The 17362-nt window shown below is 61.5% G+C and carries 19 protein-coding genes; 13 read left to right on the top strand and 6 right to left on the bottom strand.

Translation table 11 applies throughout. The annotated features are described in order from the left end of the window. Window positions 1-376: 376 nt before the first annotated feature. The 4 genes from ACIPW4_RS16770 to flgA form a co-directional block, all read right to left on the bottom strand. Window positions 377-1120 (bottom strand): flagellar brake protein, encoded by a 744-nt coding sequence (locus ACIPW4_RS16770; RefSeq protein ID WP_400659663.1) that lies wholly within the window; start codon window positions 1118-1120, stop codon window positions 377-379. An 80-nt stretch (window positions 1121-1200) separates the two neighbouring features. Next, window positions 1201-1668, bottom strand: a complete 468-nt coding sequence (locus tag ACIPW4_RS16765; protein ID WP_400659660.1) for a flagella synthesis protein FlgN — start codon at window positions 1666-1668, stop codon at window positions 1201-1203. Between the two features lie 50 nt (window positions 1669-1718). After that, on the bottom strand, window positions 1719-2033 hold the full coding sequence (gene flgM, locus ACIPW4_RS16760; protein WP_400659657.1) for a flagellar biosynthesis anti-sigma factor FlgM: 315 nt from the start codon (window positions 2031-2033) through the stop codon (window positions 1719-1721). 150 nt (window positions 2034-2183) lie between these two features. Continuing rightward, on the bottom strand, window positions 2184-2936 hold the full coding sequence (gene flgA / locus ACIPW4_RS16755) for a flagellar basal body P-ring formation chaperone FlgA (RefSeq protein WP_400659654.1): 753 nt from the start codon (window positions 2934-2936) through the stop codon (window positions 2184-2186). 78 nt (window positions 2937-3014) lie between these two features. Between flgA and ACIPW4_RS16750 the strand changes: the two genes are divergently transcribed. Beyond that, window positions 3015-3944, top strand: a complete 930-nt coding sequence (locus ACIPW4_RS16750) for a chemotaxis protein CheV (RefSeq protein WP_400659652.1) — start codon at window positions 3015-3017, stop codon at window positions 3942-3944. Between the two features lie 52 nt (window positions 3945-3996). Then, the gene (gene cheR / locus ACIPW4_RS16745; RefSeq protein WP_103446464.1) at window positions 3997-4824 is read left to right on the top strand and encodes a protein-glutamate O-methyltransferase CheR; all 828 of its coding nucleotides are present in this window, start codon (window positions 3997-3999) and stop codon (window positions 4822-4824) included. 90 nt (window positions 4825-4914) lie between these two features. On the opposite strand, the gene ACIPW4_RS16740 is transcribed toward cheR, so the two are convergent. Further along, window positions 4915-5538, bottom strand: coding sequence for a GAD-like domain-containing protein (locus ACIPW4_RS16740; RefSeq protein ID WP_400659691.1), 624 nt, complete (start codon window positions 5536-5538; stop codon window positions 4915-4917). A gap of 13 nt (window positions 5539-5551) precedes the next feature. Further along, window positions 5552-6895 carry a DUF6861 domain-containing protein gene (locus ACIPW4_RS16735; RefSeq protein ID WP_400659649.1) on the bottom strand — a complete coding sequence of 448 codons (1344 nt, stop codon included), beginning with the start codon at window positions 6893-6895 and terminating at the stop codon, window positions 5552-5554. Window positions 6896-7207: 312 nt separating this feature from the next. On the opposite strand from ACIPW4_RS16735, the gene flgB reads away from it, so the two are divergent. The 11 genes from flgB to flgK all read left to right on the top strand — a co-directional run bounded on the left by flgB (window position 7208) and on the right by flgK (window position 17360). Beyond that, on the top strand, window positions 7208-7618 hold the full coding sequence (gene flgB, locus ACIPW4_RS16730; protein ID WP_400659647.1) for a flagellar basal body rod protein FlgB: 411 nt from the start codon (window positions 7208-7210) through the stop codon (window positions 7616-7618). A 3-nt stretch (window positions 7619-7621) separates the two neighbouring features. Next, window positions 7622-8065: a flagellar basal body rod protein FlgC gene (flgC, locus tag ACIPW4_RS16725; protein ID WP_400659644.1), complete on the top strand. Its 444-nt coding sequence runs from the start codon at window positions 7622-7624 to the stop codon at window positions 8063-8065. Between the two features lie 15 nt (window positions 8066-8080). Next, a complete protein-coding gene (gene flgD, locus ACIPW4_RS16720) occupies window positions 8081-8788 on the top strand; it encodes a flagellar hook assembly protein FlgD (protein ID WP_400659641.1) in 708 nt (235 codons plus the stop codon). A 31-nt stretch (window positions 8789-8819) separates the two neighbouring features. Next, on the top strand, window positions 8820-10172 hold the full coding sequence (gene flgE / locus ACIPW4_RS16715) for a flagellar hook protein FlgE (protein WP_400659638.1): 1353 nt from the start codon (window positions 8820-8822) through the stop codon (window positions 10170-10172). A 132-nt stretch (window positions 10173-10304) separates the two neighbouring features. Beyond that, entirely contained in the window at window positions 10305-10490 is a 186-nt protein-coding gene (locus tag ACIPW4_RS16710; RefSeq protein WP_400659636.1) for a hypothetical protein, read from the top strand. Window positions 10491-10682: 192 nt separating this feature from the next. Then, window positions 10683-11423, top strand: a complete 741-nt coding sequence (flgF, locus tag ACIPW4_RS16705; protein WP_400659633.1) for a flagellar basal-body rod protein FlgF — start codon at window positions 10683-10685, stop codon at window positions 11421-11423. 47 nt (window positions 11424-11470) lie between these two features. Beyond that, window positions 11471-12256 carry a flagellar basal-body rod protein FlgG gene (gene flgG / locus ACIPW4_RS16700; protein ID WP_400659630.1) on the top strand — a complete coding sequence of 262 codons (786 nt, stop codon included), beginning with the start codon at window positions 11471-11473 and terminating at the stop codon, window positions 12254-12256. Window positions 12257-12303: 47 nt separating this feature from the next. Next, the gene (gene flgH, locus ACIPW4_RS16695) at window positions 12304-12999 is read left to right on the top strand and encodes a flagellar basal body L-ring protein FlgH (RefSeq protein WP_400659628.1); all 696 of its coding nucleotides are present in this window, start codon (window positions 12304-12306) and stop codon (window positions 12997-12999) included. A 12-nt stretch (window positions 13000-13011) separates the two neighbouring features. Further along, the gene (locus ACIPW4_RS16690; protein ID WP_400659626.1) at window positions 13012-14121 is read left to right on the top strand and encodes a flagellar basal body P-ring protein FlgI; all 1110 of its coding nucleotides are present in this window, start codon (window positions 13012-13014) and stop codon (window positions 14119-14121) included. An 11-nt stretch (window positions 14122-14132) separates the two neighbouring features. After that, on the top strand, window positions 14133-15299 hold the full coding sequence (gene flgJ / locus ACIPW4_RS16685) for a flagellar assembly peptidoglycan hydrolase FlgJ (protein WP_400659623.1): 1167 nt from the start codon (window positions 14133-14135) through the stop codon (window positions 15297-15299). 12 nt (window positions 15300-15311) lie between these two features. Further along, a complete protein-coding gene (gene flgK / locus ACIPW4_RS16680; RefSeq protein ID WP_400659620.1) occupies window positions 15312-17360 on the top strand; it encodes a flagellar hook-associated protein FlgK in 2049 nt (682 codons plus the stop codon). Window positions 17361-17362 lie beyond the last annotated feature (2 nt).

The following is a 17362-nucleotide window of genomic DNA, read 5'->3' as shown; positions in this document are numbered from 1 at the left end:
GCCGCCTGGCCAGGCTAGCCTTTGGCTTATTGAGGCACCAGGCAGACTGGAAGCCAGAGGTGTACACCGGAGGTGCCAAACTCGCCAGCTAGAGCTGGATGGGCTGCTGCGCAGCCCACTTGAGGGTCCGATGTTGCACCCAAACACTTGGAAGAGGTTTCAAGTGCGATGCTTCACGCCTGAAGGCAACGGAAAACGCTGGGAGGCTGGCTCCTCAAAGAAATTGCCTCCTGCCATAGAATCTCCCACAGGTACTGCACAGGTTCAAAAGCGGTACGATCCTGTGGGAGCGGGCGTGCCCGCGAAGAGGGCGGCACAGGAGAAACACAAACGAAAACGCCACCCGATGGGTGGCGTTCTGGTATTACCAGGCGACTCAATAGTCGTCCTTGTCGAACCGCCGCGCTTCACGCTGCAGCTGGTAGACGAAACTCTCGATCTTGCGCTGTGCCTGGCCATTGAGGTTATGGAAGCGCACCCCGGCGAAGGTGGTGTTGATCCGCTCTTCATAGTGCAGGTGGCGCAGCTCGACCATGGTGTCCACCAGGCCCAGCGGGTTGCTCGCCTTGAAGCGTTCGTACACCTGGCCCAGTTGCAGGCGGTCCTCGACATTGCCTTCGAAGCGCAGCTTGCAGCCGGTGGCGGATATGTCCAGCAGCTTGCCGCGCATGGCGCCGTTACCCTTGAGGTAGCTGCCGTCGAGAATGATGTCGACCAGCTGCGACAGTTTCAGCGCTGCACGGAAGGCGTTGCGACGCTGGTGGTAGGTCATCTCTTCGGGCATGGCACCGCGGTAGCAGCGGTGGCCGTCGACTTCGCTGATCTTCAGCGCGTGCTCGCACTCCCAGGCGATGCGCACGCCGTCGTGGAAGCCTTCGACGCGGAACGGTTCGCCGTTCTCGATGAATTTTTCGCCATCGCGCGGGATCATTTCGTCCAGCGCCAGGGTATTGCTGTCACGGTCCACATCCACCACGTAGCTCTGGAACCGCTGGCTGCGCTCGTGGAAGGTGATGATCAATGGATCATGGCTTTCTTGTAGCTGGCGCAGGTTGGCCGCGATCTCCAAGGGCGTGTTCAGCACCTTCGGCGGTTGCGGGGCATCGGTTTCATTGAACACGGGTTTTCAATCTCCAGGCAAAAACGACACACGCAAGTAACGGCATTTTGCCAGTATGTTCCGTGCCTTGATAGAAGTAATCACACTTGGCTGAGCGCCCGGGGCTTGGCAAGTGGAGAGGTGGTGCCACGGCTGTCGTAGAGTGACGGTGCTTCACCGCCCTGGAGGATTCTGATCTGGTTGGCCGTGACGTGTTGCTGCACCTGAATGATCTTGCCGTTGGTCTCGTTGACCTTCTGGCAATCGTTCATCAACTGGTTCAGCACATCGAGCTGCTGCAGGATCAACTCGCCGTTGTCCGACTGCGCCGCCAATGCCTGCACGCCAGCGCGGTTGGCGCTGAGGCCAAGGCTGGTGAGCAGGTTGTTGCGACGCATGCCTTGCTGCTCGAGCAGGACGATCAGCGACTGCTTGCGGGCCAGGATGCCCTCCAGTGGCGCCATGTCGCGACCGTGCAGGGCCATCGACTCCTGTTGGAGGAGTTCGAGCAGCTCCTGGGTCGGAGCGATGTCGTCTTCGATCAGTTGCAGCAAAGTGATGTCGTGCATGGCTAACTCTTGGCTTTACATAGCGTCCGTGAAGTCAGCGCGCCGAACGGTCAGCGCTGGGCTTCGAAATCGAGCAGTTTGCTGGCGACACGGCCGGCGTCGACCTGGTAGCTGCCGTCTGCGATCGCCTGCTTCAACTGCGCCACGCGGGCACTGTTGACGACGGGCTGGTCGCGCAGCTTGTCGCTGACCTTTTGCAACTGCTGGGCCTCTTGACTGAGGTGTACCGCTTCTCCGCTGGCGCTGGCGCTTTTTGGCGCTTCTTGGGTTTCGCCGGCTTTCTCGGCGTTACCGGACGTGGCATTGCCACGAACGCCGCCCGTGATGGACGGAGAGTTATTCAAACGACTGAAGTCGATGACCATGATCGGAAACCTCTGGGTATTTGGACGCTTGCCTTGTTTTCGGCCAACCCGAAAGAAACTTTAGGCACAAATGCATAGCCGCCTGTCAGCAAGCTCGCACACCCGTTTCCGCACAGTTTAGGAAAAGCAGTTGCACACCGCCAGCGTAATCTACATGGCGACCTCGACCTGGCCGGGGGCGGTGACCCTGGCCTTGACCACCCGCTGCGAATTGAGGTTGCGCACCCGGATCTGTTCGCCCTGGCCACCCTTGGCCAACGCCTCGCCGGGCATGCGCACCGCCAACGATCCACTGCGCGCGGTGATCACCACGTGGTCGCCCTTGCGCACCACTTCGGCCTGTTCCAGGTGCTGCGGTGTGAGTACCTGGTCGAGCACCGTAGGGCGCAGCATCTTCATGCCTACCGCCTGGTCGAGGTCGGTGAGAAAGCCCTGGGTCAGGGTGCCGACGTCGCGCTCGCGCAAGGCCACGTCATTTTCGCCGATCACATTCTCGCGTTTGAGCGGGCGGGTGACCACCACTACCTCGCGGAACAGCTTCACCGTCGCCGGCACGAAGACCGTCCACGGTGCGCTGCCATCGCAGCGCACCCTCACGGTAACCCGGCCCAGCGGTTGCGCCGGGCTCTCGAGCGAAGCGTCCAGCTGCTGGCTGCACAGTGGCATGCGCAGGCGCGGGTCGAGCGAGTTGACCTGGATCTCGTAGCGCCCAGGGGTCTGGGTGGTGGCCAGGTAGTCCTCGACGCTGAATTCAAGAAACCCTTGGGTGACACCGATAAGCTGTTCAGGCAAGGTAACCGCATCCGCCAGCGTGCGAACGCCGGGTGCCAGCAGGCACAGCACGGCGAGCGTGCCGCTCAGCAGCTGCGTCAGTCGTCGGAAATTTGTCGTTTTCATATACATGGCGCTCAAAAAAGCAAAGCCCGTGCCGACTAGGTGACCACGTAGCACCAAAAAGGCCGAAAGCATAAGGAGTCAGGCATGGCGGGGGTAATGGATTCAGTCAACCAGCGCACGCAGCTGGTTGGGCAGAATCGCCTGGAGTTGCTGCTGTTCCGTCTCAACGGGGCGCAGCTTTATGGCATCAACGTGTTCAAGGTCCGCGAGGTGCTGCAGTGCCCGGAGCTGACCGTGCTGCCCAAGTCGCACCCGGTCGTGCGGGGCGTGGCCAACATTCGCGGGGCGACCATCCCGATCCTCGACTTGTCGATGGCGACGGGCCTGCCAGGGTTGCAGGAAGAAACGCGCAACAGTTTCGTGATCATCACCGAGTACAACACCAAGACCCAGGGCTTCCTGGTGCATTCGGTGGAGCGCATCGTCAACATGAACTGGGAGGAGATTCATCCACCACCCAAGGGCACCGGTCGCGATCATTACCTGACCGCCGTCACCCGGGTCGACAACCGCATGGTCGAGATCATTGACGTGGAAAAGGTGCTGGCCGAAGTGGCGCCGTCGTCCGAATCGGTGTCCGCCGGTGTGATCGATGCCGAGGTGCAGGACAAGGCCACGATGCTGCGGGTGCTGACCGTCGACGATTCGTCGGTGGCGCGCAAGCAGGTCAGCCGCTGCCTGCAAACGGTCGGTGTGGAGGTGGTGGCGCTCAACGATGGCCGTCAGGCCCTGGATTACCTGCGCAAGCTGGTTGACGAGGGCAAGAAGCCGGAAGAAGAGTTCCTGATGATGATCTCCGACATTGAAATGCCGGAGATGGACGGCTATACGCTTACCGCGGAGATTCGCAGCGACCCGCGCATGCAAAAACTGCACATCTGCCTGCATACTTCGCTGTCCGGGGTATTCAACCAGGCGATGGTCAAGAAGGTCGGGGCCGATGATTTCCTGGCCAAGTTCAAGCCGGACGACCTGGCCCAGCGCGTGGTCGACCGGATCAAGGCAGCGCATTGAAGCAGTCCGGGGGCATGCTCCCGGCACCAGTGATTGAAAAGAGGCGGCAGTAGTGTCTACGGGTAATTTGGAGTTCGAACAGTTCAGGGTCTTCCTGGAAAAAGCCTGTGGCATCCTGCTGGGCGAGAATAAGCAGTACCTGGTGTCCAGCCGTCTCAACAAGCTGATGGAGCAGCAGGGCATCAAGAGCCTGGGCGAACTGGTGCAGCGTATTCAGACCCAGCCGAGGGGCGGCCTGCGCGAGCAGGTGGTGGATGCGATGACCACCAACGAGACCCTGTGGTTTCGCGATACCTACCCGTTCGAGGTGCTGAAGAACAAGGTCATCCCCGAGTTCATCAGGAACAACCCCGGCCAGCGCCTGCGCATGTGGTCGGCGGCCTGCTCGTCGGGGCAGGAGCCGTACTCGATCTCGATGGCCATCGACGAGTTCGAACGCAGCAACCTGGGCCAGCTGAAGATGGGGGCGCAGATCGTCGCCACCGACCTGTCCGGTTCGATGCTGACCAACTGCAAGACCGGTGAGTACGACAGCCTGGCGATCGCCCGTGGCCTGTCCCAGGAGCGCTTGCAGCGCTACTTCGACACCAAGGCGCCGGGGCGTTGGGCGGTCAAGCCGGCCATCCGCAGCCGCGTCGAGTTCCGCTCGTTCAACCTGCTCGACAGCTACGCGAGCCTGGGCAAGTTCGACATCGTGTTCTGCCGCAATGTGCTGATCTACTTCTCGGCGCAGGTGAAGAAGGACATTCTGTTGCGGATTCACAGCACCCTGAAGCCGGGTGGCTACCTGTTCCTCGGTGCCTCGGAAGCGCTGAACGGGTTGCCGGACCATTATCAGATGGTGCAGTGCAGTCCGGGGATTATTTACCAAGCCAAGTGACAGGGGAGTGCCGGGCGTACGCCGGCGGTTCTGTAGTGCCCGTCAAGTCGAGCCGCCGCGCGGCGGCTCTCGATTTGCTGAACAACATTCTCAAGTGGGTACTTCCGAGAAAAAGTACGGCTCTAGATCAGTGAGTTGAGCAAGGAAAATCAAATGCTCAACTGCACTGACCTTTTTCAAGAATTTGAGAGAGTCAGAACCGCCCAACATCAGTGCTGGGAAAAATCCATACATTTCGTCGTGCTTAAGGCTGCCTAGTTTTTTTTGGGCAGGCTTGAATAAATCGTTGAAATCGTTCGACGCCACTCGTCTTGAAAGGATAAAGCCCTGAAGCTCCGCATCTAGTTCTGCCTTTGTGAAATTGTTTTTATGGAATACGTACTGTGAGCTAACGCTTGATATTGTCAGTGATGCCCCGGTTTTCTCGCCCCACAGGTAGAGGTCACCAAACGCGCTTCTGGCGATGAGGTGATATGAATCTTGCGAATGGAGTGGTGTGTTCTCTATCCACGACGATACGACAGCTTCGTAGTCCTGAGGGTTGACTAACCAAATAATGCCTTCCCCGTATCCTCCCCAGCCATGCTCGGCCCAGTACTCCAGAAGCTTGGGGGGGAGCTTGTCTTTGTAACGTTCGAGGCTTGACGGAGGCACCTCTCTGCGGTCGATGGCGGGTCCAAAAATTTCGATGAACCTGGCAAAAACTTTATCCATCATGGAAGCCCTCTTAGCACTTATGTAGTTTCGTGTTCATGCGTGTTGTGCTTCGAAGTTCTGCTGGGACCTTCTCGGCTGCCCTTTTTAGGTTTGGTAGTTTCGTTTTCCATTGTGGTCCTATCACAGAGTTAACCTGGCGGTCGCCGAAATCCGAGATTATATCCTTGCCGCCTGCTATGAGGTCAGGGTTGTGCAGCGCAGCTAACACGGACATCCGGTTTTTGGCTTTTTCGATTGCGGCCAGTTCAGCTTCTAAGGGGTCGAGTGTTTTTCGGAGCTCTTGAGCGATACTGTTTCGGATGTCGTCCTCATAATGGACCCTGGCTTTTTTGGCAATTCCGGGGTTTCGTTTGTTCGGGGACGTAACGCTCTCCAAGAACTCCTCAATCGTCATCCAGTTGAGCCCATCCTCTTGACCGTTAAGCTGTCGCTTGAATTCCCCTGTCTTATGCTCCGGCAATGTGCCTGTTTTAAAGCATTCAACATGATGCAATGCCATGACGCCAGGGTGGCTTTTCGTCGGCCTCTTGTCATCCTTATGGCTATTCGGCGCCTCTGAATTTCGCCCGGCTACCGCTCCCTGACGCCGTTCTGGGGCCTGTAAGTCCGGCCGCTTCTTCAGGTCCTCCTCATGCTTGAGCATCCACTGCCCAAGCCGTGCTCCTTTATTGCTGGCTGCCATTTCCTGGGCCAGCACCCGTGCATCACCGCGCCCGCGGGTCAGGTGCGAGACAATCGCACCCAGCAACAGCACCACGACCTCCACATGGCCAAGGGCTATCGAATGAGCGGCCCGCGATATCGCATTGGGGTCGTCCTGGCTGAACGCGGTCAAACCCTCCTCGCCACGCGTTCCCTCCCAGGCGCTGCGGATACCGTCGATGTAGTACTCACCGATACGCGGCAAACCGTCGATGAAAAACTCGGCAATGGACGATAGGCCCAGCACGCCGAGGATCCAGCCACTGACCTTGAGGCCCATGGCCGCGCCGGCGCCAGCAAAAGGGATCGCGCCGGCTCCTGCGCCAAAAGCGCCAATCCCTGCACCGATGGCACCGCCGGTGAGGGTGCTGCCAACGACAATCATCGCCATCTGCCTGACGGTAATCAGCAACTCGGCGATGATGCTGGAGATTTCCAGGTCGGCAAAGCGTTGGCGCAGCGTGTGTGCGGCCTGCCATTCGGCTTGATCGAAGGCGAACTGGACTGCCCGCACGCGGCGCAAGGTGAGCGCAAGCGAGGGCGCCGCTTCGTTGTAGTAGGTACGGAAATGAGCGCCTCCCTGATAGCCCATCTGGTCGGTAATGCGTGACTCGATTTCGTGCCATGACGGTATCAGATGACTCAGAAACATGAGGTGTCTCCCTGACAATTGTGTGCAGGGAAAATCTCATCACAAACACGACCAGGAAAATTCCGAGATGGCTGTAGGAGCTTTCCTAAAGTTTGCCGCAGCAGGCTCCGTCAATTTTTTGTTTTGCCGCTTTCGCCGCCCGGCAATTGCCGCTTTGCCTTCTCCAGGCGGAAGCACTTTGCCGCTTTTCTGGCATCCCGCACCCCGAAGAACCGCCTGCAGCCCAACAATCGTGGGCTTTGCGAAACTTGGCACAGCCCTTGCTGTGGCTTGGCCAACGAAATTCCGGCCAACCTTCGAGGTTTCCCCGACATGAGCATCAGTTTCGACAAGGCGCTTGGCATTCACGAAAAGGCACTGGGCTTCCGCGCCCAGCGCGCCGAAGTGCTGGCCAACAACATCGCCAACGCCGACACGCCCAACTACAAGGCGCGTGACATGGACTTCTCTTCGGTGCTCGCCGCCGAGAGCCAGAAGCAGCAAAGCGGCGGGCGCTTCGCCATGGACCGCACCAACAGCCGCCACATCGAGGCCGAAGGCCTGGCGATGGCTGACGACGCGCTGCAGTACCGCACGCCGACCCAGCCGTCGATCGACCAGAACACCGTGGACGCCCAGATCGAGCAATCGAACTACACGGAAAACGCCATCGGCTTCCAGGCCAGCTTCACCTTGCTCAACAGTAAATTCAAAGGGCTGGTTTCAGCCCTGCGCGGAGAGTAATCCATGTCCATTTCCAGTGTTTTCAACATCGCCGGCAGTGGCATGAGCGCGCAGAACACTCGCCTCAATACCGTTGCCTCGAACATCGCCAACGCCGAGACCGTGTCGTCGAGCATCGACCAGACTTACCGTGCGCGTCACCCGGTGTTCGCCACCACGTTCCAGGACGCGCAGGGCGGCGTCAGCCAGTCGCTGTTCGAGGACCAGGGGCAGGCAGGGCAGGGTGTGCAGGTCAAGGGTATCGTCGAAGACCAGAGCAACCTGGAAGCGCGCTACGAGCCCAATCACCCGGCGGCGAACAAAGACGGCTACGTCTACTACCCGAACGTCAACGTGGTCGAGGAAATGGCTGACATGATCTCCGCCAGCCGTGCGTTCCAGACCAACGCCGAGCTGATGAACACCGCCAAGAACATGATGCAGAAAGTGCTGACCCTGGGTCAGTGATAAGGAATCCAGACCATGGCAGTCGATAGCACCAGCGGTGTAAACCTCAACGACGTGATCGCGGCGTCCGGTGTCACCAGCACCGACAAGAAAACCTCCACGACCAGCTCCGCCACCGGCGGTCAGGCCCTGGGCAAGGATGCGTTCCTGCAGTTGCTGGTTACCCAGATGCAGAACCAGAACCCGCTCGACCCGCAGGACAACAGCGAGTTCGTTGCCCAGCTGGCGCAGTTCAGCAGCCTTGAGGGCATCACTTCGCTGAACGAGTCGGTCAGTTCCATCACCAGCGCCATGGCTTCGTCGCAGGCGCTGCAGGCATCCTCCCTGGTAGGCCGTTCGGTGATCGTGCAGAACGACCAGGCCATCGTCGATACCGCTGAGAGCTTCAATGCGCAGTTCGTGGTGCCCGAGGCCATCAGCGAAGCCAAGGTCACCATCACCGACAAGGATGGCAACACCGTCAAGACCATCGAACTGGGTGAGCAGAAAGCCGGTTATGGCGATTTCATCTGGGACGGCACCAACAACAGCGGCGCGAAGGTCGACCCGGGCACCTACACCTTCACTGCCACCACCACGGTGGATGGCCAAGCGGTGCAGATGAACACGTTGCTGCCCGCCAAGGTCACCAGCGTCAGCTTCAACACCACCGGCGAGATGGTGCTGAACCTGGCAGGTGTGGGCAAGGTTTCCCTGTCCGACGTACAAACCATCGGTATCTAAGGCCGACAGAACGGCAAAAAGGAGCAACAGCATGTCTTTCAATATCGGCCTTAGCGGTCTGTACGCAGCCAACAAGCAGCTGGACGTTACCGGCAACAACATTGCCAACGTCAACACCACCGGTTTCAAATCCTCGCGTGCCGAGTTCGCCGACGTGTACGCCGGCGCCAACCGCCTGGGCGTGGGCAAGAACCAGGTCGGCAACGGTGTGCGCCTGGCGGCCATTTCCCAGCAGTTCAGCCAGGGTGACGTCAACAACACCGGCAACGTGCTGGACATGGGCATCCAGGGCCAGGGCTTCTTCGTCCTGTCGGACAACGGCGCGCGCGTGTACACCCGCGCCGGCGCCTTCCAGAACGACAAGGACAACTACGTGGTCACCTCGGACGGCCTGCGCCTGCAGGGCTACGCTGCCGACGAGAACGGCAACATCAAGCGCGGCGTGCTGACCGACCTGAAGATCGATACCTCGTCGCTGGCGCCGAAGGCCACCACCCTGATCGACCAGGGCATCAACCTCAATTCCGAAGCGACCATCATTCCGCTGCCGAGCGCTACGCCTGCGGGCCCGACCTTCGACCCTACGGATGACACCACCTACACCAAGTCCTTCCCGACCAAGGTGTACGACAGCCAGGGCAACGAGCACACCATGGAGCAGTTCTACCGCAAGACCGGTACGAACCAGTGGACCATGTACACCCTGGTAGACGGTCGCAACCCGATGGACCCGACGTCCGCTGCGCCGCTGGAAGCGACCATGACCTTCAATTCCGACGGTAGCGTGGCGTCCATGGCCACCGACCCGGCCAGCATTCCGGCGGGTGCTCCGGCCAACGCCGAATGGGCGGTGACCAACAATACCTTCACCCTCAAGGGTTGGGTCCCGGCGGCCAAGGATGCTGCAGGCAACTGGGCTTCCAACGGCTCGGCGGAGAGCGCCGATGGCATGAAGCTGTCGATGAACAGCACCACCTCGTACAACACCGAGACCGCGCGCATGTCGCAGTCCCAGGATGGCTATGCCACCGGTATCCTGTCGAGCCTGTCGATCGACTCCACCGGCGTGATGTTCGCCAGCTTCAGCAACCAGCAGTCGCGCGCCATCGGCCAGGTGGCTCTGGCCAGCTTCGCCAACGAACAAGGGCTGCAACAGGTTGGCGGCACGCGCTGGACCGAGACCTATTCCTCGGGCATTCCGGGCATCGACTCGCCGAAGACCGGTACCCTGGGCAGCGTTGAATCGAACGCGCTGGAAAACTCGAACGTCAACCTGACCCAAGAGTTGGTCGAGCTGATCAAGGCCCAGAGCAACTACCAGGCCAACGCCAAGACCATCTCCACCGAAAGCACCATCATGCAGACCATCATCCAGATGACCTGATGGTTTTTGAGGGGGCCGCCTTGCGGCCCTTTCGCGACACAAGGCCGCTCCTACAGGATTACGCAGTTCCTTGTAGGAGCGGCCTTGTGTCGCGAAAGGGCTGCAAAGCAGCCCCGGCGATGCGGAGGGTTCATGAAAAAGCTGGCTGTCACACTGCTCGCTGCGTTCTGCCTGTGCCAGGCCCAGGCCGGCACCGCCCCCTGGTGGCGCTGGGAAAGCCAGGCGGATGGCCGGCTGGTGTGCTCGCAGTGGCCGCCAGGGGAAGGTTGGAAGAAATTCGCAGGCCCCTACACCAATGGCGGTTGCCGCGAACCTTGATGAGGCCGGTACAGGATTGCCGCCAACGGCAACCCGGCGCCGGATAACCGGCGGCACCTCACCGGCAAAACCCCGACAAAGCCCGTAGCCACGGGCTTTTTCATGAATTCGAAAAGTTGGTTCGGAACTTGCTTTAGAGCCTGCACAGCAGCGGCGAGCGGCAAACGATCGTCAGTGCAGCGGAGGATGACTGTGGACAAGATGCTTTACGTGGCCATGACCGGCGCCAGCCAGAACGCGCTGGCGCAGAAGGCCCATGCCAACAACCTGGCGAACGTTTCGACCAATGGCTTCCAGCGCGACCTGGAACAGGCGCGCTCGATGCCGGTGTTCGGTGACAGCTTTCCGTCACGGGCGTTTGCCATGACCGAGCGCCCGGCCACCGACTTCAGCGAGGGGCCGATGGTCGAGACCGGGCGTGACCTGGACGTGGCCGTGACCGGGCAGGGCTTCATCGCCGTGCAGGCGCCCGATGGCAGCGAAGCCTACGTGCGCACCGGCAGCCTGAACATCGACGCCCTCGGCGTGCTGCGCGCCGGCAACGGCATGCCGGTGATCGGCAACGGTGGCCCGATCGCCATTCCGCCAGAGCAGAAAGTCGAAGTCGGTGCCGACGGCACCCTCAGCATCCGTTCGATGGGCGAAGACCCGCGGGTGATGGCCGAGGTCGACCGCATCAAGCTGGTCAACCCGGACATCAAGGGCATGACCAAGGGCCTGGACGGGCTGATCCACACCCAGAACGGCCAGCCGGCTGCCGCCGACGTCAATGTGCGGGTGGTGTCGGGCTTCCTCGAAGGCAGCAACGTCAACGCCGTGGAAGAAATGACCTCGGTGCTGGCGCTGTCCCGCCAGTTCGAGCTGCACGTGAAAATGATGAACGCGGCCAAGGAAGGCGATGAAGCCATGGCGCGTGTTTTGCAAATCGGCTAACCAACTTTGAACGGGTGCCGTAAAACAGGCGCACGAGGAGAATACTGATGCTTCCGGCTCTTTGGGTCGCTAAAACCGGCCTGTCCGCCCAGGACACCAACCTGACCGTCATTTCCAACAACCTGGCCAACGTCTCGACCACCGGCTTCAAGCGTGATCGCGCCGAATTCGCCGACCTGCTGTACCAGATCAAGCGTCAGCCAGGCGCGCAGTCGACCCAGGACAGCGAGTTGCCGTCGGGCCTGCAGGTCGGTACCGGTGTGCGCATCGTCGGCACCCAGAAAAGCTTCCAGACCGGCAGCCTGCAGACCACCGAAAACCCGCTGGACATGGCGGTCAACGGCCGCGGCTTCTTCCAGGTGTTGCAGCCGGACGGCACCGTCTCGTACACCCGTGACGGTACCTTCCACCTGAACTCCGATGGCCAGATCGTCACTGCCCAGGGCTTCGCCCTGGAGCCGGCGGTCGTGGTGCCGAACGAGGCCCAGACCTTCACCGTCGGCCAGGACGGCACCGTGTCGATCACCACCGCCGGCAACCCGGCCGCACAGGTCATCGGCAACATCCAGACCGCCGATTTCATCAACCCGGCCGGCTTGCAGGCGATCGGTGACAACCTGTTCCTGGAAACCGCCGCCAGTGGCGCACCGCAGGTCGGTACCCCGGGCCTGAACGGCTTCGGCACCACCCTGCAGCAGACCCTGGAAAACTCCAACGTCAGCACCGTCGAAGAGCTGGTGAACATGATCACCACCCAGCGTGCCTACGAGATGAACTCCAAGGTTATCTCCACCGCCGACCAGATGCTGTCGTTCGTGACTCAACAGCTCTGAAAGCCCTAGTGCAGGTTCTGTTCCCGTTACACCGTGAGGTAAGTGTCATGAAGCGTCTGTTGTCTGTGTTCGCCCTGGGGGGGGCGGTTGTGCTGGCCGGTTGCGTCGCGCCGACGCCCAAGCCTAACGACCCGTATTACGCGCCGGTTCTGCCGCGCACCCCGCTGCCGGCGGCAGCCAACAACGGTTCGATCTACCAGGCCGGTTTCGAGCAGGGCCTGTACACCGACCGCAAGGCGTTCCGCGTGGGTGACATCATCACCATCACCCTCAACGAGCGCACCTCGGCGAGCAAGAACGCGGGTTCGCAGATCCAGAAGAACAGTAACGCCAACATCGGCCTGACCTCGCTGTTCGGCACCACCCCGAACACCAACAACCCGTTCGGCAGCGGCGACCTGTCGCTGGAAGCGGGCTACAGCGGCGACCGCACCACCAAGGGCGACAGCAAGGCCACCCAGGGCAACACCCTGACCGGTTCGATCACCGTCACCGTGGCCGAGGTACTGCCCAACGGCATCATCGCCGTGCGCGGCGAGAAGTGGATGACCCTGAACACCGGTGAAGAGCTGGTGCGCATCGCCGGCCTGATCCGCGCCGACGACATCGCCACCGACAACACCGTGCCGTCTACCCGCGTAGCCGATGCGCGCATCACCTATTCGGGCACCGGGTCGTTCGCCGATGCCAGTCAGCCCGGGTGGCTGGACCGCTTCTTCCTGAGCCCGCTGTGGCCCTTCTGAGTACGGATGAACATGTTCAACGTTAGGCAGCTGATTGCCGCGACCCTGCTCCTGTCCTGCGCGTTCGGTGCCCATGCCGAGCGCCTCAAGGACATTGCCAGCATCTCCGGCGTGCGTTCCAACCAGTTGATCGGCTATGGCCTGGTGGTGGGGCTCAACGGCACGGGTGACCAGACCACCCAGACCCCGTTCACCCTGCAGACCTTCAACAACATGCTGTCGCAGTTCGGCATCAAGGTGCCGGCTGGCTCTGGCAACGTGCAGCTGAAGAACGTCGCCGCCGTGTCGGTGCATGCCGACCTGCCGGCATTCGCCAAGCCGGGCCAGGTGGTGGACATCACCGTTTCGTCGATCGGCAACTCCAAGAGCCTGCGCGGCGGCAGCTTGCTGATGACCCCGCTCAAGGGTATCGACGGCAATGTCTACGCCATCGCCCAGGGCAACCTGGTGGTCGGCGGCTTCGATGCCGAAGGCCGTGACGGCTCGAAGATCACCGTCAACGTTCCGTCGGCCGGCCGTATTCCTGGCGGCGCTTCGGTCGAGCGCGCGGTGCCGAGCGGCTTCAACCAGGGCAACAGCCTGACCCTGAACCTCAACCGCCCCGACTTCACCACGGCCAAGCGCATCGTCGACAAGGTCAACGAACTGCTCGGCCCAGGCGTGGCCCAGGCGGTGGACGGCGGGTCGGTGCGGGTCACCGCGCCCATGGACCCGAGCCAGCGCGTGGACTACCTGTCGATCCTCGAGAACCTCGAGATCGACCCGGGCCAGGCCGTTGCCAAGGTCATCATCAATTCGCGCACCGGCACCATCGTCATTGGCCAGAACGTCAAGGTATCGCCAGCGGCGGTGACCCACGGCAGCCTGACCGTGACCATCACCGAAGACCCGATCGTCAGCCAGCCGGGCCCGTTCTCCAATGGCCAGACGGCCGTGGTTCCGCGTTCGCGGGTCAATGCCGAACAGGAAGCCAAGCCGATGTTCAAGTTCGGCCCGGGCACCACGCTGGATGAGATCGTCCGTGCGGTGAACCAGGTCGGCGCGGCGCCGAGCGACCTGATGGCCATCCTTGAAGCCTTGAAGCAGGCCGGCGCCTTGCAGGCCGACCTGATCGTGATCTGAGGACGCCACGGATGAATTCGAAAAGCCTGGTCTCCAGCCACGCCGACAGCGGTGCCTACACCGACCTCAACCGCCTGAGCTCGCTCAAGCACGGCGATCGCGACAGCGACGCCAACGTGCGCAAGGTGGCTCAGGAGTTCGAGTCGTTGTTCATCAGCGAAATGCTCAAGGCCTCGCGCAAGGCCAGCGATGTGCTGGCTGACGACAACCCGATGAACACCGAGACGGTCAAGCAGTACCGCGACATGTACGACCAGCAGCTGGCCGTGAGCATGTCCCGCGAGGGTGGCGGTATCGGCCTGCAGGACGTGCTGGTGCGTCAGCTGTCGAAAAACAAGGCCGCCCCGGTAAACACCAGTCCGTTTCCGCGCATCGAAGGCAGCGCGCCGGCGCTGTGGGGCAGCAAGGTCGCGGAGCCGGTGCAGGCCGCCGCATCCACGGCCGCGCGCAACGACGTCGCCGCGCTCAATTCGCGGCGCCTGGCGTTGCCGGGCAAGCTCACCGACCGCCTGCTGGCCGGTATCGTGCCGTCGGCCACCAGCCCGGCTGCGGCCACTCATACCGCCGCAGTGCCGGCCCGTGACGGGCAGCAGGTGGCCAAGGCCATCGCCATTCCCGACAACGGCCTGCGCATCACCGGCCGCGCCGTGGCGCAGCCACCGCTGGCGCCGAACAAGGCCTTCAGCGACAGCGACACGTTCGTCGCGACCATGCTGCCAATGGCCGAACAGGCCGCCAAGCGCATCGGTGTCGACCCACGCTACCTGGTGGCCCAGGCCGCCCTGGAAACCGGCTGGGGCAAGTCGGTCATGCGCAACAGTGACGGCAGCAGCAGCCACAACCTGTTCGGCATCAAGGCCAGTGGCAACTGGGAAGGCGATTCGGCGCGGGCGATCACCAGCGAATTCCGTGACGGCCAGTTCGTCAAGGAGACCGCGGCGTTCCGCTCGTACGATTCGTACCAGGACAGTTTCCACGACCTGGTGAGCCTGCTGCAGAACAATTCGCGCTATCAAGATGCGGTGAAGTCGGCCGATAACCCAGAACAATTCGTGCGAGAACTGCAAAAGGCCGGGTACGCCACCGACCCGAACTACGCCAGCAAGATCACGCAGATCGCAAGACAGATGAAGTCGTACGAGAGCTACGCAATGCTCGGTACCACAACGAAACTTTAAGGGTATGGAACCATGGCGAGTCTGATCAATATTGGCCTGTCGGGACTGTCGGCCTCCCAGGCGGGGCTGCATACCACCGGCAACAACATCGCCAACGCCGATGTCGCCGGGTATTCCCGCCAGCAGAACATCCAGCGCGCCAAGGGCTCGCTCCAGGAAGGCCAGGTGTTCATGGGCACCGGCACCACCCTGGGCGATGTCCGCCGCGTGTACAACGCCTTCCTGGATGCTCAGTTGCAGACCGCCACGTCGCTCAACAGCGACAGCACCGCCTACCTGAACCAGGTTACGCCGCTCAACAACCTGTTGTCCGACAGCAATACCGGTATCACGGGTGCGCTGACCAACTTCTTCTCGGCCTTGCAGAGCGCTGCCAACAAGCCGACCGAAGACGCTTCCCGTCAGCTGTTGCTGAGCAACGCAGAGGCCTTGGCGAGCCGCTTCAACAGCCTGTCTGCCCAGTTCAAGGAGCAGAACAGCAACATCAACGGCAACCTCGCCTCGATGACCTCGCGCATCAACGAGCTGACGTCGAGCATTGCCCAGTACAACGAGCAGATATCCAAGACATCGGCCGTCAATGGCCAGCCGAACGACCTGCTGGACCAGCGTAACGAAGCGGTGCGCCAGCTCAATGAGCTGGTCGGCGTGCAGACCGTCGATCGCGACGGCAGCATCGACGTCTACCTGAAGAACGGCCAGTCGCTGGTGCTGGGCAAGACCACCAACAAGATGAGCGCCGAGCCAAGTGCCACCGACCCGACCCAGTTCGCGGTCAAGCTCGACCGTGGCAGCACCACCATGGACATCACCAGCAGCATCAGCGGTGGCGAAATGGGCGGCCTGCTGCGCTATCGCAGCGAAACCCTGGCGCCGGCCATGAACGAGCTGGGCCGCATCGCACTGGTGGTGTCGCAGCAGATCAACTCGCAGCTCGGCCAAGGTATCGACAAGAACGGCGAGTTCGGCGCGGCGCTGTTTGGCGACATCAACAGCGACAAGGCGATGTCCGCGCGCAGCACCCCCAAGGTCGGCAACAGCGGCAGCGCTGCGCTGAACGTGGTGATCCGCGATACCGGCAAGCTGAGCACCAGCGACTACCAGGTGACCTTCGTCGGCCCCGGCGCCGACAAGTATCAGGTCAAGAAACTGCCTGACGGCACCGACATGGGCACCTACAGCACCAACGACGACCCGGCACCGGTCATCGACGGTTTCAGCCTCGACCTCAAGAGCGGCACTGCCGCCGTGGGCGACAGCTTCAAGATCACCCCGACCCGCAACGCCTCGGCCGAAATCGGCGTGGTGCTCACCGATGCCAAGCGCCTGGCGCTGGCCGCGCCGCTGACCGCCACCTCGGGCAGCGGCAATACCGGCACCGGCGTGATCACCCAGCCGGTGCTGACCTCGGTGCTGGACATCGCCGACCCGGCACAACGCCAGGAGCTGCAGACCGGCATCAAGTATTCCACCCCGCTACGCCTGGTGTTCGGTGACGAAACCACGTCGCCGCAAACCTACGAAGCCTTCGATGCCAAGGGCAACAGCATTGGCACCGGCACTTTCGTCCCGGGGCAGAGCAACACCCTGAAATTCGATGTACCGATGATCGACTCCGCGGGCAACCCGATCAATGACGCCAGCGGCAACCAGAAGTCGTTCAGTTTCGAGATGGACGTTGCCGGTGCGCCGAAGAATGGCGACAGCTTCACCGTGTCGCTGACCGGCGCCGGTTCTTCGGACAACCGCAACGCGCTGTCCCTGCAGGAGCTGCAGACCAAGCAGACCATGGACATTGGTTCGACCAAGGGCATCAGCATCACCGATGCCTACGGCAAGCTGGTGGAAAACGTCGGGGCCCAGGCCAAGCAGGGCCAGATGGATGCGCAGGCAACCGGCGTGATCCTGACCCAGGCAACCGGCGCCCGCGATTCGGTATCCGGTGTGCAGCTGGATGAAGAAGCCGGCAACCTGGTGAAGTACCAGCAGTACTACACCGCCTCGTCGCAGATCATCAAGGCGGCGCAGGAAACCTTCAACACCCTGATCGCCGCGCTTTAAGG

Origin of the sequence: Pseudomonas sp. NPDC089996, assembly GCF_044748405.1 — a bacterium.
GTDB lineage: Bacteria > Pseudomonadota > Gammaproteobacteria > Pseudomonadales > Pseudomonadaceae > Aquipseudomonas.
Note: the sequence above shows the minus strand (reverse complement) of the source record. Positions and strands in the feature narration are given on the sequence as shown.

What these genes read in the sequence shown, in the direction of transcription:
- ACIPW4_RS16765 (WP_400659660.1), bottom strand. Translation starts at nt 1,668, where the DNA reads ATGCACGACATCACTTTGCTGCAACTGATCGAAGACGACATCGCTCCG.
- flgM (WP_400659657.1), bottom strand. Translation starts at nt 2,033, where the DNA reads ATGGTCATCGACTTCAGTCGTTTGAATAACTCTCCGTCCATCACGGGC.
- flgA (WP_400659654.1), bottom strand. Translation starts at nt 2,936, where the DNA reads ATGTATATGAAAACGACAAATTTCCGACGACTGACGCAGCTGCTGAGC.
- ACIPW4_RS16750 (WP_400659652.1), top strand. Translation starts at nt 3,015, where the DNA reads ATGGCGGGGGTAATGGATTCAGTCAACCAGCGCACGCAGCTGGTTGGG.
- ACIPW4_RS16740 (WP_400659691.1), bottom strand. Translation starts at nt 5,538, where the DNA reads ATGGATAAAGTTTTTGCCAGGTTCATCGAAATTTTTGGACCCGCCATC.
- ACIPW4_RS16735 (WP_400659649.1), bottom strand. Translation starts at nt 6,895, where the DNA reads ATGTTTCTGAGTCATCTGATACCGTCATGGCACGAAATCGAGTCACGC.
- flgB (WP_400659647.1), top strand. Translation starts at nt 7,208, where the DNA reads ATGAGCATCAGTTTCGACAAGGCGCTTGGCATTCACGAAAAGGCACTG.
- flgC (WP_400659644.1), top strand. Translation starts at nt 7,622, where the DNA reads ATGTCCATTTCCAGTGTTTTCAACATCGCCGGCAGTGGCATGAGCGCG.
- flgD (WP_400659641.1), top strand. Translation starts at nt 8,081, where the DNA reads ATGGCAGTCGATAGCACCAGCGGTGTAAACCTCAACGACGTGATCGCG.
- flgE (WP_400659638.1), top strand. Translation starts at nt 8,820, where the DNA reads ATGTCTTTCAATATCGGCCTTAGCGGTCTGTACGCAGCCAACAAGCAG.
- ACIPW4_RS16710 (WP_400659636.1), top strand. Translation starts at nt 10,305, where the DNA reads ATGAAAAAGCTGGCTGTCACACTGCTCGCTGCGTTCTGCCTGTGCCAG.
- flgG (WP_400659630.1), top strand. Translation starts at nt 11,471, where the DNA reads ATGCTTCCGGCTCTTTGGGTCGCTAAAACCGGCCTGTCCGCCCAGGAC.
- flgH (WP_400659628.1), top strand. Translation starts at nt 12,304, where the DNA reads ATGAAGCGTCTGTTGTCTGTGTTCGCCCTGGGGGGGGCGGTTGTGCTG.
- ACIPW4_RS16690 (WP_400659626.1), top strand. Translation starts at nt 13,012, where the DNA reads ATGTTCAACGTTAGGCAGCTGATTGCCGCGACCCTGCTCCTGTCCTGC.
- flgJ (WP_400659623.1), top strand. Translation starts at nt 14,133, where the DNA reads ATGAATTCGAAAAGCCTGGTCTCCAGCCACGCCGACAGCGGTGCCTAC.
- flgK (WP_400659620.1), top strand. Translation starts at nt 15,312, where the DNA reads ATGGCGAGTCTGATCAATATTGGCCTGTCGGGACTGTCGGCCTCCCAG.